General features: G+C 72.4%; 18 protein-coding genes. 10 read left to right on the forward strand and 8 right to left on the reverse strand.

The annotated features are described in order from the left end of the window. The first annotated feature begins 136 nt into the window (after positions 1–136). The 3 genes from ACIG0D_RS11840 to ACIG0D_RS11850 all read left to right on the forward strand — a co-directional run bounded on the left by ACIG0D_RS11840 (position 137) and on the right by ACIG0D_RS11850 (position 2,295). Positions 137–946, forward strand: coding sequence for an SDR family oxidoreductase (locus ACIG0D_RS11840; protein ID WP_399798822.1), 810 nt, complete (start codon positions 137–139; stop codon positions 944–946). 4 nt (positions 947–950) lie between these two features. Further along, positions 951–1,970, forward strand: coding sequence for a DNA topoisomerase IB (locus ACIG0D_RS11845; protein ID WP_399798823.1), 1,020 nt, complete (start codon positions 951–953; stop codon positions 1,968–1,970). A gap of 88 nt (positions 1,971–2,058) precedes the next feature. Continuing rightward, positions 2,059–2,295, forward strand: coding sequence for a hypothetical protein (locus ACIG0D_RS11850; protein ID WP_365765790.1), 237 nt, complete (start codon positions 2,059–2,061; stop codon positions 2,293–2,295). Positions 2,296–2,304: 9 nt separating this feature from the next. Here ACIG0D_RS11850 and ACIG0D_RS11855 read toward each other — a convergent pair whose 3' ends face one another. The 5 genes from ACIG0D_RS11855 to ACIG0D_RS11875 all read right to left on the reverse strand — a co-directional run bounded on the left by ACIG0D_RS11855 (position 2,305) and on the right by ACIG0D_RS11875 (position 6,562). Beyond that, positions 2,305–3,564, reverse strand: a complete 1,260-nt coding sequence (locus ACIG0D_RS11855) for a ricin-type beta-trefoil lectin domain protein (protein WP_399798826.1) — start codon at positions 3,562–3,564, stop codon at positions 2,305–2,307. A 113-nt stretch (positions 3,565–3,677) separates the two neighbouring features. Then, complete coding sequence (locus ACIG0D_RS11860) at positions 3,678–4,250, reverse strand: VanZ family protein (RefSeq protein WP_399798827.1); 573 nt, start codon at positions 4,248–4,250, stop codon at positions 3,678–3,680. A gap of 54 nt (positions 4,251–4,304) precedes the next feature. Beyond that, positions 4,305–4,955, reverse strand: coding sequence for a DUF4230 domain-containing protein (locus tag ACIG0D_RS11865; protein WP_399798829.1), 651 nt, complete (start codon positions 4,953–4,955; stop codon positions 4,305–4,307). Positions 4,956–5,044: 89 nt separating this feature from the next. Then, positions 5,045–5,452, reverse strand: a complete 408-nt coding sequence (locus tag ACIG0D_RS11870; protein WP_399798830.1) for an anti-sigma factor antagonist — start codon at positions 5,450–5,452, stop codon at positions 5,045–5,047. A gap of 159 nt (positions 5,453–5,611) precedes the next feature. Continuing rightward, positions 5,612–6,562 carry an NADP-dependent oxidoreductase gene (locus ACIG0D_RS11875; RefSeq protein WP_399798833.1) on the reverse strand — a complete coding sequence of 317 codons (951 nt, stop codon included), beginning with the start codon at positions 6,560–6,562 and terminating at the stop codon, positions 5,612–5,614. A gap of 71 nt (positions 6,563–6,633) precedes the next feature. On the opposite strand from ACIG0D_RS11875, the gene ACIG0D_RS11880 reads away from it, so the two are divergent. The 6 genes from ACIG0D_RS11880 (at position 6,634) to ACIG0D_RS11905 (ending at position 12,234) form a co-directional block, all read left to right on the forward strand. Beyond that, the gene (locus tag ACIG0D_RS11880) at positions 6,634–7,593 is read left to right on the forward strand and encodes a GlxA family transcriptional regulator (RefSeq protein ID WP_399798836.1); all 960 of its coding nucleotides are present in this window, start codon (positions 6,634–6,636) and stop codon (positions 7,591–7,593) included. A gap of 263 nt (positions 7,594–7,856) precedes the next feature. Then, entirely contained in the window at positions 7,857–9,617 is a 1,761-nt protein-coding gene (locus tag ACIG0D_RS11885; protein ID WP_399798838.1) for an ATP-binding protein, read from the forward strand. A 5-nt stretch (positions 9,618–9,622) separates the two neighbouring features. Beyond that, positions 9,623–10,033, forward strand: coding sequence for a roadblock/LC7 domain-containing protein (locus tag ACIG0D_RS11890; RefSeq protein ID WP_365765782.1), 411 nt, complete (start codon positions 9,623–9,625; stop codon positions 10,031–10,033). After that, positions 10,030–10,401, forward strand: a complete 372-nt coding sequence (locus ACIG0D_RS11895; protein WP_399798841.1) for a DUF742 domain-containing protein — start codon at positions 10,030–10,032, stop codon at positions 10,399–10,401. Before ACIG0D_RS11890 ends, ACIG0D_RS11895 begins: the two co-directional genes overlap by 4 nt. Further along, the gene (locus ACIG0D_RS11900) at positions 10,382–10,987 is read left to right on the forward strand and encodes a GTP-binding protein (protein WP_399798843.1); all 606 of its coding nucleotides are present in this window, start codon (positions 10,382–10,384) and stop codon (positions 10,985–10,987) included. The genes ACIG0D_RS11895 and ACIG0D_RS11900 overlap by 20 nt, the downstream gene beginning before the upstream one ends. Next, positions 10,984–12,234, forward strand: a complete 1,251-nt coding sequence (locus tag ACIG0D_RS11905; RefSeq protein ID WP_399798846.1) for a cytochrome P450 — start codon at positions 10,984–10,986, stop codon at positions 12,232–12,234. Before ACIG0D_RS11900 ends, ACIG0D_RS11905 begins: the two co-directional genes overlap by 4 nt. Before the next feature lie 99 nt (positions 12,235–12,333). On the opposite strand, the gene ACIG0D_RS11910 is transcribed toward ACIG0D_RS11905, so the two are convergent. After that, positions 12,334–13,365: a 7-epi-alpha-eudesmol synthase gene (locus ACIG0D_RS11910; protein WP_399798849.1), complete on the reverse strand. Its 1,032-nt coding sequence runs from the start codon at positions 13,363–13,365 to the stop codon at positions 12,334–12,336. A gap of 333 nt (positions 13,366–13,698) precedes the next feature. On the opposite strand from ACIG0D_RS11910, the gene ACIG0D_RS11915 reads away from it, so the two are divergent. After that, a complete protein-coding gene (locus ACIG0D_RS11915) occupies positions 13,699–14,091 on the forward strand; it encodes a VOC family protein (protein ID WP_399798851.1) in 393 nt (130 codons plus the stop codon). Between the two features lie 142 nt (positions 14,092–14,233). Here the strand turns inward: ACIG0D_RS11915 and ACIG0D_RS11920 are convergent, their stop codons facing one another. Both ACIG0D_RS11920 and ACIG0D_RS11925 read right to left on the reverse strand, forming a co-directional pair. After that, positions 14,234–14,536, reverse strand: coding sequence for a DUF4235 domain-containing protein (locus tag ACIG0D_RS11920; RefSeq protein ID WP_399798854.1), 303 nt, complete (start codon positions 14,534–14,536; stop codon positions 14,234–14,236). Between the two features lie 23 nt (positions 14,537–14,559). Continuing rightward, positions 14,560–15,579 (reverse strand): glutathione S-transferase family protein, encoded by a 1,020-nt coding sequence (locus ACIG0D_RS11925; protein ID WP_399798856.1) that lies wholly within the window; start codon positions 15,577–15,579, stop codon positions 14,560–14,562. Positions 15,580–15,771: the final 192 nt, after the last annotated feature.

The raw sequence follows: 15,771 nt of genomic DNA on the forward strand, positions 1-15,771 counted from the left end.
CACCTCCTCGTCCAGGCCTCCAGGGTTCCCCAGCACCAGGGGCCCCGCACGACGGACCGCGCGGTTTGCCCGCCCCCGCCCCGGGTACTGGCGAGTCCCGCAGGGCGCCGACGTCCCCGAACCCGAGGAGGCCGCGATGTCCGTCCCCACCGCACAGCACCCCAGGGCCGCCGTCGTCACCGGCGCCGACTCCGGCATCGGCCGGGCCACCGCCGTACGACTGGCCCGGGCCGGCATGGACGTCGGCATCACCTGGCACCGCGACCTGGAGGGCGCCGAGGAGACCGCCGAGGAGGTCCGCGCCCAGGGGCAGCGGGCGGAGGTGGCGCAGATGGACCTCACCCGGCTGCCCGAGGCCGCCGACACCGTCGACGAGCTGGCCGACCGGCTCGGCCGCCTCGACGTGCTGGTCAACAACGCCGGTACGGGCACCGCCACCCCGTTCCTCGACCTGGCCCTCTCCGACGTCCGCCAGGTCCTCGACGTCGACCTCGTGGGGCCCTTCCTGTGCGGGCAGAAGGCGGCCCGGCACATGATCCGGCAGGGCGACGGCGGCCGGATCGTCAACGTCACCTCGGTGCACGAGCACCAGCCCCGGGTGGGCGCCGCCCCGTACTGCGCGGCCAAGGGCGGACTCGGGCTGCTCACCCAGGTCATGGCCCTCGAACTGGCCGAGCACGGCATCACCGTCAACGCCGTCGCACCCGGCGAGATCGCCACGCCGATGACCGGCCAGGAGGACACCGACGTCACCACCGAGCGCCGCCCCGGCGTCCCGCTCGGCCGGCCCGGCGACGCCCGCGAGGTCGCCGCCGTCATCGCCTTCCTCGCCGGCCCCGACGCCTCGTACGTCACCGGCGCCTCCTGGGCCGTCGACGGCGGCATGCTCCGCATGGGCCCGCACGCCGGATCGCATCTGACCGGCGACGACTGGCGGCGACCCTGAGACCGTGCGGCTGCGTACCAGTTCCTGCGAGCGGCCCGGCTTCACCCGGGTCCGCCACGGCCGGGGCTTCCGCTATCTCGACACCCACGGCAAACCGCTCACCGACCGCCGGCACCTGGCCCGCATCCGCGCCCTGACCATCCCGCCGGCCTGGAAGGACGTGTGGATCTGCCCCTGGCCCAACGGACACCTCCAGGCCGTCGGCACCGACGACGCGGGACGCCGCCAGTACCTGTACCACGAGGAGTTCCGCGCCCGGCAGGAGCAGGCCAAGCACGAGCACGTACGGCAGGTCGCCGCCGCCCTGCCCGAGCTGCGCGCCAAGGTCACCGCGGACCTCTCTGGCCGGGGCCTGAGCCGCGCCCGTGTCACCGCCTGCGCCGTACGCCTGCTCGACCTCGGCTTCTTCCGGATCGGCAGCGACCGGCACACCCGGCAGAACGAGACCTACGGCCTGACCACCATGCTCCGCGAGCACGTGCGCTGCGGACGCGGCGAGATCGCGTTCTGCTTCCCCGCCAAGGGCGGCATCGAGATGGTGCGGGCACTGGTGGACGACCAGGCGCACGGCGTGGTGCGCGCCCTGCTGCGCCGGCCCCGGCGCGGCGGTGAGCGGCTGCTCGCCTACTGGGAGGGGCGGGCCTGGCACGATCTGCGCGGCAGCGACCTGAACGAGGCGCTGCGCCGGCTGTCCGGCACCGAGATCACCGCCAAGGACTTCCGCACCTGGCACGCCACCGTGCTCGCCGCCGTCGCGCTCGCCGTCACCGCCGAGCACGGCCGTGCCACCGCCGCGTCCCGCCGCCGGCAGATCGCCCGGGCCGTCCGCGAGGTCAGCCACTACCTGGGCAACACACCGGCCGTGTGCCGGGCCTCGTACATCGACCCGAAGGTCTTCGAGCTGTTCGAGGAGGGGCATACGATCGCCCCCACGCTCACCCGGCTCGGGGAGCACGGCGACTTCGGCCGGCCCGCCACCCAGGGAGCCGTCGAGGCGGCGGTCCTCGACCTGCTCACCGGGTGACGCGGCCGGACCCCGCCCACACCGTTCGCCCCGTTCGCCCGGCACAGCGTCCGGGTGCCGATGGCCGGAACCGTCCTACCCTTTAGGCATGACCGAAGTCGCGAGTCCCCATATATCCCATCCGCGGATCATGGTGCTCGGGGTGCAGCCGGGCAGGCCGCCGTTCCGCATCGTGGAGATCGACGGACAGGTCGTCGGTGAGGCCCGGAGGGTCACCGACGTCCTGGAGACCGCCGCCGCCTTCGGCATCACGGTCCACGACCTGGACGACCCGGACGTGGTGCGCTGGGTGGGCGGCGACAAGTTCACCTGGACGCCGAGGTAGCGCCGCGGCTCAGCCGACCGTCCACTTCTGGTTGGCGCCCCCGGTGCACGTCCAGATCTGCAGCCTGGTGCCGTTGGCGGAGTTGTTGCCGGTGACGTCCAGGCACTTGTCCGCCTGCGGGTTGACGATGTCCCGGGCGGCGGTGACGACCCAGCGCTGCGCGGCTGTGCCGTTGCAGTCCCACAGCTGGGTGGGCGTGCCGTCGGCGGTGCCGCCCGAGGCGACGTCGAGGCACTTGCCGAGGGCGCGGAGGGTGCCGTCGGCGCCGACCGTCCACCGCTGGGCGGCGGTGCCGTTGCAGTCGTAGAGCTGGACGGGGGTGCCGTTGGCGGTGTTCGCGCCGGCGACGTCCACGCACTTCCCGGCCAGTCCCCGTATGGCCACCCCGGCCGGGGTGTCGCTCGTCGTCACCGACACGTGGTCCACGACCAGGCTCTGCGGGAAGACGGTGGAGCCGTCCGGGTCGCCCGGCCAGTAGCCGCCCACGGCCAGGTTCAGGATCAGGAAGAACGGCTTGTTGAACACCCACTGCCGGCCGCCGAGGTCGGCCGGGGTGCGCCGCTGGTAGACCTGCCCGTCGACGGACCAGGTGATCGAGTCGGGCGCCCAGTCGACGGCGAAGGTGTGGAAGGCGTCCGCGAACGCCTGCCCGTTCGGCAGGGTGTAGGCGGCGCCGATGCCGCCGGAGCCGGAGTAGCCGGGGCCGTGGATCGTGCCGTGGACCGTGGACGGCTCGAAGCCGACGTTCTCCATGACGTCGATCTCGCCCGAGTTCGGCCAGCCGACCTGCCCGAGGTCGGTGCCGAGCATCCAGAACGCCGGCCACATGCCCTGCCCGCGGGGGATCTTCATCCGCGCCTCGACGTGCCCGTACTGGGCGGCGAACTTCCCGGCGGTGTTCAGCCGGGCCGAGGTGTACTGGCAGGTGCCGTACCAGCACTGGTAGCCCGCCGGGTTCTCGCGGCGCGCGGTGATCACCAGGTGGCCCTGGCCGTCCAGGGCGGCGTTGCGGGTGCCGGCCGTGTAGTACTGCCGCTCGTGGTTGTTGACGTTGTCACCGGTCTCGGTCTGCCACTTGGAGGCGTCGACCGCGGCGCCGGCGGGCCCGTCGAAGGTGTCGAGGAACGTCACCGCCTGCGCCCCGGCCTCGGCGGCGGGTTCCGCCCGGGCGGCGGGTTCCGCCTGGGCGGGGGTGATCGCGGCGGACGCGACCAGGAGCGCGGAGAGCGCGCCGAGGAGGCATCTGCGGAGCAGGCGTGGGGTCGCCATGGGGATCCCTTCGGGGTGGGGGTAAGGGTATCCCCTTGATTTAAGAGCTGAGCTAAGTCCCCGTCAATGCATTGGTACAGACCGGAAGTCCGGCTCCGGCGATCCGGGCGGCCTCAGCGGCGGGCGTGCACCGCCCGGCCCAGCCGCCGGCCCAGGAGCAGATAACCCACCAGCGCCCCCGCCGTGTTGAGGATGACGTCGTCGATGTCGAAGGCACGGCCCGTGACCACCGCGCCCTGTGCCAGCTCCACCATCAGCATGACCAGCGCGGTCAGCAGCAGCACCCGCACGATCCCGCGCGCCCGGGGCGCCAGCACCGGCACCAGGATCCCGAACGGCACGCCCAGCAGCAGATTGCCGCCGACCTGCCGGACGGCGTCGCGCGGCGTGGACTCGTTCAGATACGCGCGCAGGGAGTGGCCCGGCCGCAGATTGCTGTGGGTCAGCGACTCGGAGGCGGGGGAGGGCTCCAGCGTGAGCCGGGCCAGCACCACCGAGAAGGCCACCATCAGCACGAACGCGCAGGCCATCGCCAGCACCCGGCCCAGGGCGGGAAGAAACCGCCGCCGGGGCCGCTCCGTTGTTTCCGTCTGCGGCGCTTCGGGCTTCGCCGCCTCGGTCCGAGCGCCGGGGCGCGACCCCGACGGGAGAAGGGAACTCAAGGAACTCAACCCTGCCCAAGCCATCCGGCCCTCCGGTCTTCCTGTCTTCCGGTCCTCGATGTCTGTGAACTCGCCCGGTCAGTCGCCGTAGACGACGCGTACCTTCTCGAACCCCAGCGATCCCAGGAGCCCTTCGAGCATGTCGGTGGTGTTCTTCTCGGCCCGCGCGGTCAGTCCGCTCTCCTTCGCGGCCTCGCCGATGTGCCGCACCGCGAGCCGCTGCACGGCCTGTTCGCCGTTCGGGTTGTCCGAGAACAGGTCACCGAGCCGGTCGAGCAGCCCGCGCTGCTTGGAGACCGCGTAGGAGCGGTCCGGGTCGAGGGACGGTGCGCCGAGCTCCGCGTGCGGCAGCCGCAGCGTGGCCGCCGTACGGTCCTCGTTCACCGTCACGTCGTCCTCGCCCGCCCTGCCGAGGTCCACGTAGGCGTCGACGGTCCCCGCGCCGACGTACAGCGTGCGGGTGCCGCGGACCGCGTCCGGCAGGTACTTGGCGTCCTTCTCGAGATCCACCACGACCTGGAAACTGCCCGAGGCCGCCTCGTACCGGCTGATGTCCCGGATCGACTCCAGCAGCGCCGGGCCCGAGCGGTCCCGGGTCTCGGTGCCGAACACGTCCTTCAGACCCGGCAGTACGCTCAGCCGCAGCCCGGCCAGCAACACGACGAGCACCAGCGCGACGGCGGCCACGGCCTTCGCCCAGCCCGGCACCCGCCCGAGGGAAGCCACCATGGCGACGGTCCTCCTTCTTCGCCCCTTGCCCTTCCTCCCTCCTTCCGACTGCCCGTCACGCGGACTGCCAGACCCACCAGTTGGACGATCTACGACCCTTGCGGGGGCGGGGGCGTCTGCTGCCGCGCGGGGTGGAGCGGGAGGACGTCGAGCGCGGCCTCCAGCGTCGGCAGCGGTGGCAGCAGCCGGGCCAGGCCCCCGACGCGCAGCACCCGCAGGGTCGGCGCGTGCACGCAGACCAGCGACAGCCGGCCGTCGCGGGCGAGTACCCGGCTGCGCGCCCGGTACAGCAGCCTCAGCCCGGAGGCGTCGAAGAACTCCACCGGGCTGAGGTCGATCACGATCCGCGGTGCGGGCGGCGCCGTCGCCTCGTCCAGTCGCGGGGCGATCTCCTCGGCCGCGACGATGTCGATCTCCCCGCGGAACTCCAGGACCGTGTGGCCACGGTCCTGGCGCACCCGCAGGTACCGGGAGAGCGGTGCAGGCTCCTGCTGCACGACGACATCGCCTCCAACCAGCCCCGAGTCAGCGCACAACTGCGCGCTCTGCCTTGCAAGTTACCCTCGCGGACTGAATTTCAGCATGTTCGATTGTCATATGTCTGTGAATTGCGGCCGAGTTTTTTCGTGTCGTGAACAAAGGGTGACGGCACCGTCTCAGTCGATCACCAGCACCAGCTTCCCCGTGGTCCGCCCGGTCTCGCCCCGCCGGTGCGCCTCGGCGGCCTCGGCCAGCGGGAACGTGCCCGCGATCGTCGGTCGCAGCGCGCCCTGCTCCACCAGACGCGCGATCTCCAGCATGCCGGTGCGGTCGGCGTCGACGAGCATCCGCACCGCCAGCACCCCGAGCCGGTCGGCCTCCTCGTAGAAGTCGTCCGACCCCACCGGGAGGATCGACACCACCACCCCGCCGGGCCGCAGCACACGCAGCGAGCGCACCGAGTGGTCGCCGCCGATCGTGTCCAGCACCACGTCGACGTCCTTGACCACCTCCGCGAAGTCCGTCTCCCGGTAGTCGATCACCTCGTCCGCGCCCAGCTCCCGCAGGAAGCCGTGCTTGCCCGCGCTCGCCGTGCCGATCACATACGCCCCGCGCGCCTTGGCGATCTGCACCGCCACATGCCCGACCCCGCCGGCCGCCGCGTGGATCAGCACCCGCTGCCCGGCCCGCAGCTCCGCCGTCTCCACCAGCGCCTGCCACGCGGTCAGCGAGACCAGCGGCAGCGCGCCCGCCTGCACGTGGTCGATCCCCGCCGGCTTCGGCGCGAGGGCACGGGCCGGGACGGTGACGTACTCGGCGTGCGAGCCGTGGCCGAACGGATACGGCACCATGCCGAAGACCTCGTCACCGGGCCGGAAGGCGGCGACCCCGATCCCGGTCGCCTCGACCACGCCGGAGACGTCCCAGCCGAGGACGAAGGGCGGCTCGCCCAGGAAGCCCCCGTTCGCCCGGTGCTTCCAGTCCGTCGGGTTGACCCCCGCGGCGCGCACCCGCACCAGCACCTCGTTCGGCCGTGGGGCCGGCCGCTCCGTCTCGACGATCTTCAGGACCTCGGGACCGCCGAGGACGTCCTGGCTGACGGCACGCATCGTGTTCACATCGCTCATGGTGGACCAGCCTGCCGGGCCCCGCCCGCCCGGGCAATGGCAAGATTGCCACCCTTCGATATGATCGTGCCATGCGTGGTGAACGGCGGCGGCCGGAACGAGTCGTGGTCCTGGCGCTCGACGGCGTCTACCCCTTCGAGCTGGGCATCCCCAGCCGCATCCTCGGCGCGGCCGACGGCCGGTACGAGGTGCTGACCTGCTCGGTCGACGGTGAACCGGTGCGCAGCAACGCCGACTTCACCATCGGCGTCCAGCGCGGCCCCGAGGCCCTGGCCGGCGCGGACACCGTCGTCATCGCCCCGGTCCCGCCGTCCGACGTGACCCCCGACCTCCCCGACGGGGTACGGGCCGCCCTCGCCCGCATACGGCCCGGCACCCGCATCGTCTCCATCTGCACCGGAGCCTTCGTGCTCGCCGCCGCCGGACTCCTCGACGGCCACCGGGCGACCACCCACTGGCAGCTCGCGGATCTCTTCCGCCGCCGGTACCCGCACATCGAACTCGACCCCGACGTGCTCTTCGTCGACGACCACCCCGTCCTCACCTCGGCGGGCGCGGCCTCCGGCGTCGACGTCTGTCTGCACCTCGTCCGCAAGGACCACGGCAGCCACCTCGCCAACACCGTCGCCCGGCGCTGTGTGGTGCCGCCGTTCCGCGACGGCGGCCAGGCCCAGTACATCGAGCGGCCCGTCCCCGAGACCGGCGCCGCGAGCACCGCCGCCACCCGCGCCTGGGCCCTGGAACGCCTCGACGACCCGCTGACCCTCTCCGACCTCGCCGCGCACGCCCGGATGAGCCTGCGCACCTTCGCCCGCCGCTTCCACGACGAGGTGGGCGTCAGCCCCGGCCGCTGGATCGTCCAGCAGCGCGTCGCCCGGGCCCGGCAGCTGCTGGAGACCAGCGATCTGACCGTGGACCAGATCGCCGGCCGCGTCGGCTTCGCCACCGGCGCGTCCCTGCGCCGGCACCTGCACACGGCCATCGGCGTCTCACCCCAGGCGTACCGGCGGACGTTCCAGCGGACCGGCTGACCCCCGGCGCGGGACCGCCCGCGACGGCAACCGCGCAGGTGGGCAAGGGCACTTGTCGACTCGAACACGGATGGCGGAGAGTGACGGAACCCTCACCTCCGCGGCACCCGTGAGGTTGATCCTTTCGCTTTGAAACCAGATAAGCTCCCATCCGGCGCTGCGAGTTGACGCGATTCGCGACGGGTCGGCTCGCGGTGCGTACTCATGAGTGCGGTCCCCCATGCACACCCCCCTGTTCGATTGTGTTGCTTCGAAGGATGCAGATGGAACTCGCCACTCCGCCGCCGGCGGCGCGGCCCCCTGTCGCCTGGTACAGCTGGTGGCTGATGCCACTGGCCTTAGGAGGCGGGACGGTTGCCGCCACGTTCATGAGCTCGGAGCGAATAACCGCGGCCGTCGCCGGCGCCGCCGCGACGGCGGCGAGCTCGGTCTGCGTACGGCTGCTCGTGCGCACCCAGACCCAGCTGCGCCGCGCGGAGAGCGCGTTCCGCACCGCCCAGGCCGAGCACTCCCAGCAGTGGCAGCAGCACGTGGCCGGCCTGGAGCGCAAACACGCCGCCGAACGCTCCGCCCACGAGGCCCGGCTCGCCGAGCAGTCCCAGACCTACGAGGCCCGGCTCGCCGAACAGGCCGAGGGCTACGAGGCCCGGCTGGCCGAGCACACGCAGGGTTACGAGGCGCGGCTCGCCGAGCAGGCCGAGACCTACGAGGTCCGGCTGGCCGAGCAGGCCGAGAGCCACGAGGCGCGGCTCGCCGAGCAGAACGCCCTCTGGCAGGAGCGGCTCGACCACCAGCGGGACGCCGTCGCCCGCCTCGCCGACGAGCAGCTGCCCGACGCGCTGAAGCGGCTGCGGGCCGGCGAGGCCATCGACGACCTGCTGCCCTCGGTGAACCAGTGCGCCAAGGTCGCGCCCGAACTCCAGGCCGACCTCCGCAAGGTCCTGCGCACCGCGCTGATCGGCGTCGAGGAGGAGTTCAACCGCTCCACCGCCGCCGAACAGGCCGTCGTCGGCATCGGCAACCGCATCCACGTCCTCACCAGCAAGCTGCGCGGCCGGCTGCACGAGATGCAGGGCGAGCACGGCCGTCTCCCGGCCGTCGCGCGCGGCCTGATGGAGCTGGACCAGGCGATCGGCCCCGCCGACTGTCTCGCCGCCAGCATCGGCGTGCTCGGCGGCTCGGACCGCCCGGGACGCCAGTGGCAGGAGCCGCAGCGCCTGCTCAGCGTGGTCCGCGGCGGCATCGGCCGGATCAAGGAGTTCCACCGCGTCGACGTACGCCATCTGCCCGAACTCGGCGTCGACGGCGGCCTGGTGGACCACCTCACGCTGATCTTCGCCCACCTCCTGGACAACGCCACCCGCTACTCGCCGCCCACCGAACCGGTGATCGTCTCCGGCAAAGAGGTCCCGAACGGTGTCGGCATCGAGATCCAGGACTCCGGCAAGGGCCTGAGCGAGGAGAAGAAGCGCGAGGCCGCGGACGCCCTCGCCGGCACCGCCGCCGGACCGGGCCTCGGCGGCATCTCCGAGGACGCCAACATCGGCCTGCGCGTCGTCGGCATCCTCGCCCGCCGCTACGGCATCCGGGTGACCTTCGCCGACTCGCCCTGGCTGGGCACCTCGGTGGTCGTCGTGGTCCCGCACAAGTACTTCAGCCCGCTGCCGGCGGCCACCCCCGCCACCCCGGCGACGGCGGCGGCCGCGGACACCGTCACGGCACCGGCCGCCCAGGCCGCCGCGCCCGTCGCGGACCCCGCCGCCGGAGCCGTCGACACCACGCCCGGCGGACTGCCCCGCCGCCGCAGCAAGCGCGGCGAACCCGCCCGGCACCAGCCGGCCGAACGCCTCCAGCCGGACCGGGACGGCGCCGTGCCCGCCGTCCCGCCGGACGCCTCCTTCGCCGGCCTCGCCGCCTTCGCCACCGCAGGCCGCACGCCGGGCGCCGACGACGGCCCGGCCGCCGACGGCGCACCCACCGCCGGACGCGACTTCGCAGAGCACCGCACTGAAGAGAGCGACTAGTCCACATGACGCAACAGGGAACCGACGTGAGCTGGGCGCTCCGCGATCTGGTGGAGAGCATCCCGGAGATCCGTTTCGCCCTCGTGGCCTCCAGCGACGGCAAGGCCATCACCTCCTACGGCGCCGAAGACCCCGACGACGTGGACCGCTTCGCGGCCGTGGTGGCCGGCCTCCAGGCCCTCGCCCAGCCGGTCGCCGAGCAGTTCCCCACGTACGCGGGGAACCTGCGCCTGGCGATGATCGAGGTCGACGGCGGCCACCTCTTCGTGGTCCGAGCGGGCGTGGAGACGTACCTCGGCGTGCTCGCCCGCGAAGGCCTCGACCAGGGCCTGCTCGGGCACCAGATGAGGGACCTGGCCCGCAGAATGGGTGAACTCCTCGGCACCACTCCGCGCCTGGAGGAGCACTCTGGATGAGTGCTCCCCGCCGGCCGACCGATCCGTCCGGTCTCGAGCGTTACTACGTCCTCACCAAGGGACGCAGCGGACCGGGCGGTTCGGCGTCGAGCCTCGACGTGGCGACCCTCATCGTCTCCCGCGCCGCCCCCGCCCCGGGCATGCAGCACGAGTACGCGGACATCCTGCGGCGCTGCCGCGATCCGCTGTCCGTGGCCGAGCTCGGGGCCCATCTGGGGCTGCCCTTCAACATTCTCGCGGTGCTGCTGGCGGACCTGCTCGAGGCAGGCCATGTCGAAGCCCGTGACCCCATCCCGGCGCACGACGCCGGTCGCGGGCCCGACCTCGCGCTCCTGGAGGAGGTACTCAGTGGACTTGAAAGGCTTTGACCGGCCCGGCGCCCCGGCGTCCGGGGGCACCCGCTCGGTGAAGGTGATGATCGCCGGCGGGTTCGGCACCGGGAAGACCACCCTGGTCCGGTCGGTCAGCGACATCAAGCCGCTCACCACCGAGGAGACCCTGACCCAGGCCAGCGCCGGCGACGACCACCTCATCGGCGTCGCCGAGAAGACGGAGACCACCGTCAGCCTGGACTTCGGGAAGATCAGCCTCAACGACAGCCTGATGCTCTACCTGTTCGGCACGCCCGGCCAGGAGCGGTTCTGGTTTCTGTGGAACGGGCTGTTCAAGGGCGCGCTCGGCGCGGTCGTCCTGGTGGACACCCGCCGGCTCGCCTCCAGCTTCCGGGCGATCGAGGAGATGGAGCGGCAGAACGTGCCCTTCGTCGTCGCCCTGAACGTCTTCCCCGACTCCCGGGAGTACCCCCTGGAGGAGATCAGGGACGCCCTCGACATCCCGCCGCACATCCCGATCGTGGCCTGCGACGCCCGCGACCGGGCCTCCAGCCGTGACGTCCTGGTCGCCCTCATACGTCACCTGAAGGAACGCTCCACCGTCGCACTGGAGTCCCGATGAACGACCAGACGTTAAGCGATCCCGACACCCCGCGCGGCTGCCCCTTCGGCCACGGCGGGGGCGACCTCACCCGGCTGTACGGGCCGGAGGCCGCGACCGACCCGGTCGGGATCTACGAGCGGCTGCGCAAGGAACACGGCCCGGTCGCGCCGGTCCTGCTGGAGGGCGACGTCCCCGCCTGGCTGGTGCTCGGCTACCGCGACAACCGCCGGGTGCTGGACACCCCCTGGCAGTTCAGCCGGGACGCCCGGATCTGGCGGGACTGGCGGGAGGGCCGGGTCGAGGAGACCTCGCCGCTGGTGCCGATGCTCGCCTGGCGGCCCGACTGCGTCTCCCAGGACGGCGAACCGCACCGCCGGCTGCGCGGCGCCGTGACGGACGGCCTCCAGGCCGCCGCCGCGCGCGGCATCCGCCGCCACGCCACGCACTTCGCCGGCAAACTGATCGACGCGTTCGCCGGCACCGGGCGCGCCGACCTGGTGGCGGACTACGCCGAGTATCTGCCGATGCTCGTGCTGACCCGGATCCTCGGGCTGGCCGAGGGGGAGGGGCGGCGGCTGGTGGAGTCCTGCGCGCAGGTGCTCAAGGGCGGTGAGGAGGCCGTCGCGCACGACGCCCGGATCATGGAGATCCTCGGCGAACTCGCCGAGCGCAAGCAGGCCGAGCCGGGCTCCGACTTCACCACCGCGCTGCTGGAGCACCCCGCCGACCTGGACACGGACGAGGTGATCAGCCATCTGCGCCTGGTGCTGATCGCCGCGCACACCACCACCAGCAACCTGCTGGCCCGGGTGCTGCAGTTGATCCTCACCGACGTCTCCCGGCTCTCGGGGCTGATCAGCGGTCAGCTGAACATCTCGGCGGTGGTGGAGGAGGTCATGTGGAACTCACCGCCGCTCGCCGTCATGCCGGGACGTTTCGCCGCCGCCGACCTGGAGCTGGGCGGCCATCACATCAAGGAGGGCGACCTCCTGGTCCTCGGCCTCGCGGCCGGCAACCTGGACCCGGAGATCCGGCCGGACACCGGTGTCTCCGTCCAGGGCAACCAGTCCCACCTGGCCTTCAGCTCCGGCCCCCACGAATGCCCCGGCCAGAACATCGGCCAGGCCATCATCGAGACCGGCGTCGACGTCCTCCTCCACCGCCTGCCCGCCCTCCGTCTGGCGGTCCCGCCGGAGGAACTGACCTCCACCGCCTCCACCTGGGAATCCCGGCTGGACAGCCTGCCGGTCGAGTTCGCGGTCTAGCGGCCCGGGGCGCCCGCCGACCCCAGGAGGGGGCGGTTCGGGCCGTCCGGCCGGTATGCGCGAGCGAGGGGTGTGCCCTGCCGGGCACACCCCCGGCGGTCAGACGGTCAGCAGGTCGTCCACCGAGCCGCGACCGGCCAGTTCGGCCGTGGCGACCGGGCCCTCCTTGGCCGCGGCGTAGCGGCCGGTGGTCAGGGCCCACTCGTAGTTGCCGTTGATCCAGTGCTGGATGGCCTCGACGCCCATCCGCACCCGGGCGCGCTCGTCCGCGTCGAGGCCCAGCTCGTCGCACATGTGCGGCACGCGGGCCTCCAGGTCGAGGTACTCGGCGAGGCAGGCGTTGGTCATGCGGTACGCCTCGGTGGCGGCCGACTCCCAGGAGCAGCCGCGCTCGCGGTGCAGAACGGCTATCAGGTTGTGGCCGTCACCGCGCCGGCGCTCGCGCTCGAAGGAGTGGATGTCGTTCATGAAGCCGATGGTGTCGGCGGCCAGGTCCCGCATCCGCTCCATCAGCGGATGGGCCATCACCTGCGGGGGCACCTCGAAGCGGCGGCTGCGTTCACCCGCGTCGATGCTGTGGTGGATGCCGACGGTACGGCGCCGGAACGCGGCGTACTCCGCGAGGCCCAGGCTTCCCGCGAGACCCTGCGCGGCCAGGTCGACCTCCTCGCAGTGGGCGACCAGGAACCGCCCCCAGGACGCGGCGAACCGCGACTGCCATGTCAGGGACATGCCATCCGAGAGCCCTTCCCAGACCTCGGCCCACGCCACGGTGATCGGGCACACCACCCGGGGCCGGCTGCCCGCCGGACGCAGCGGCGTCACGATCAGCTCACGCGCCACCTCGGCGACCCGGTCCGCCCGGTCCGGCTGCGCCGCGTCGAACTGGTCGTCGAAGAGAAAGGCGAGCGAGAACCAGTTCATCAGCAGGACGAGGTCGTCCGCCGAGGCGTACGGATAGGTGCGGGCCGCGGCCTGCGACAGGTCCCACGACTGGTACTCCTCGAACCCGGCCTGGCTGCGCACCAGCCCCATCTCGCGCACCCAGCGCAGATGGCGCTCGCGGGCGTACTCCAGGTGAGGGCTGACCGGGGTGGCGAAGGGGAGATCGAACCGGACGTCCTGAGGCATGTGCTTCCTTTCGGGAGACGGAGTACGGAGCCCCCCAACTCCTGCGAACGGGCGGCCGTATGGCCGCCCGCGCTCTCGAACTGAACTTCTCGATTCGGAAGTTCAACCGAGAAGCGGTACGAGGCTGCCCCGACCGTAAATGATCTACACCGCGCCCGTCCGTGATCTCCGTTACTGATCAAGCCACTTGAGCTGCGTATACTCGCGCGCTCACACCCGGCCGTACCCCGCGCCCACCTGCGGGCCGACTGAATCCCCGCGGGCGGGATAACCGCAAGGAAAAGGACACGGGGCGGAAGCGGACCGCTCCGGCCCGGACCCCGCGGAGGACACATGCCACTGGTGAAGGCGGGCGTCGTGGTGCTCGACTGTGCCGAGCCCGACCACCTCGCCGCGTTCTACAAGGAGTTACTGGAGGCGGAGGAGACCGAGGCCACCGCCAACCGGGTCGAGATACGCAGTCCCGACGGCACCCGGCTGGCGTTCCGCCGCGACATGAACGCCACCCCGCCGAGCTGGCCGCGCCCCGAGAACTCCCTGCAGGCGCACCTGGAGTTCGTGGTCGACGACCTCGACGCGGCCGAACGCCGCGTCGTCGCCCTCGGCGGCCGGCCGACCGACGCCAAGGACCCCTCCGGCCCCTTCGAGTCCCGCGGCTGCGCCGACCCGGCGGGACACTCGTTCACCCTGCGCCGCGCCACCCCATCGGCGCCCAAGCAGGGCTGAACCCAAGCAGGGCTGAACCCAAGCAGGGTCGACCCTCAACAGGGCTGCGCCCAGCCAAGACTGAGGCCAGGCAAGACCGAGGCCAGGCAAGACCGAACCCGGGCCGCCGACGGCCCGGGTCCCGTGTGCGCGCGCCGGTGCCTCAGTCCCGGCCACCCCGGCCCGCCGCCGGCCACACGCCGGTCTTGCGGGCGATGGCCTTCGCACCGGCACGGTCGACCGCGCTGCGCACCGTCGCGAAGATGGCGCCCTGGACCGCCGCGGCGAGCAGGATCTCGCCCCACTTGCGGTCCGGGTCCAGCGCGTCGGGCGCGTCCTCCTCGTGCCGTATCGCCATCCAGACCTTGCGGAAGGCGAGCCCCGCCAGCGCACCGCCCGACCAGCCCAGCAGCCAGCCGACGGGCTGGTAGGCGGCGGGCAGCTTCCGCTTCTTGCTCTTGCCCACGTTGGGTCTCCTCGCTCTCGTGATCAGGGCCGGCCGGCGGCCGGCACCTCCTCGCCGGCCCGCACCGGGCCCGGCGCAGCCCCGTCCCCGAACGGCCGCCCGCCCAGCTCCTGGCGGTGATGCGCCGTCAGCCAGACGGACAGATCCGGCCCCAGCGGCACGATCCGGGTCGGGTTGATTCCGGTGTGCACCTGGTAGTAGTGCCGCTTGATGTGGTCGAAGTCGACCGTGTCCCCGAATCCGGGCGTCTGGAACAGGTCGCGGGCGTACGCCCACAGCACCGGGTTCTCCGTCAGCTTCCAGCGGTTGCACTTGAAGTGGCCGTGGTAGACGGCGTCGAACCGCACCAGCGTGGTGAACAGCCGGATGTCCGCCTCGGTGATCGTGTCGCCGACGAGATACCGCTGCCGCGCCAGCCGCTCGGTCAGCAGCTCCAGCCGCCGGAAGACGGCGGAACAGGCGGCCTCGTACTCCGCCTGCTCGGTGGCGAAACCCGCCCGGTACACCCCGTTGTTGACGTCCTCGTAGACCTCCGCCATCACCTCGTCGATCTCGTCCCGCAGGTGTTCCGGATACAGGTCCGGCGCGCCCTCCCGGTGCAGGGCAGTCCACTCGGTGGCGAAGTCCAGGGTGATCTGCTCGTAGTCGTTGGTGACGAGCTTCCCGGTCGGGATGTCGACGATCGCCGGGACGCTGACACCGCCCGGACAGCCGCTCTCCCGCCGGTCGTAGGCCTCGCTGAGGAAGTGGATGCCGAGCACCGGGTCTCGGCCGTCCGGATCCAGGCCGAACCGCCAGCTGCGGTCGTCCTGGACCGGGTCGGTGATCGCCAGGGACACCGACGCCTCCAGCCCCAGCAGCCGGCGCGAGATCACCGCCCGGCTCGCCCACGGGCAGGCACGGCTGACCACCAGACGGTAGCGGCCGGCCGCCACCGGCCAGCCGTCCCGGCCGTCCGCGGTGATCCGGTCGGTGAAATGGGCCTTCGACCGTTCGAACGGCCGCCGGCCGTAGGCGCTGTTGCCATCACCTGCGCCGCTCATCCCAGACTGCTCCCTTCACACGCGGGTCCGTGCCGACGGGATCCCGAGTTCCCCCGTTCCCGCCGTCCGCACGGAGTGATCCGCGCCGCGGTGAGTGATCCGCGCCGCACGGACGGTCCGCGACGGACGATGTGATCGGCGCCGCGCGATGCGATCCGGGCCGCCCACGGCGTGCGCCGCGCGCTACGCACG

Origin of the sequence: Streptomyces sp. NPDC052773 (assembly GCF_044547145.1) — a bacterium.
Classification (GTDB): domain Bacteria; phylum Actinomycetota; class Actinomycetes; order Streptomycetales; family Streptomycetaceae; genus Streptomyces.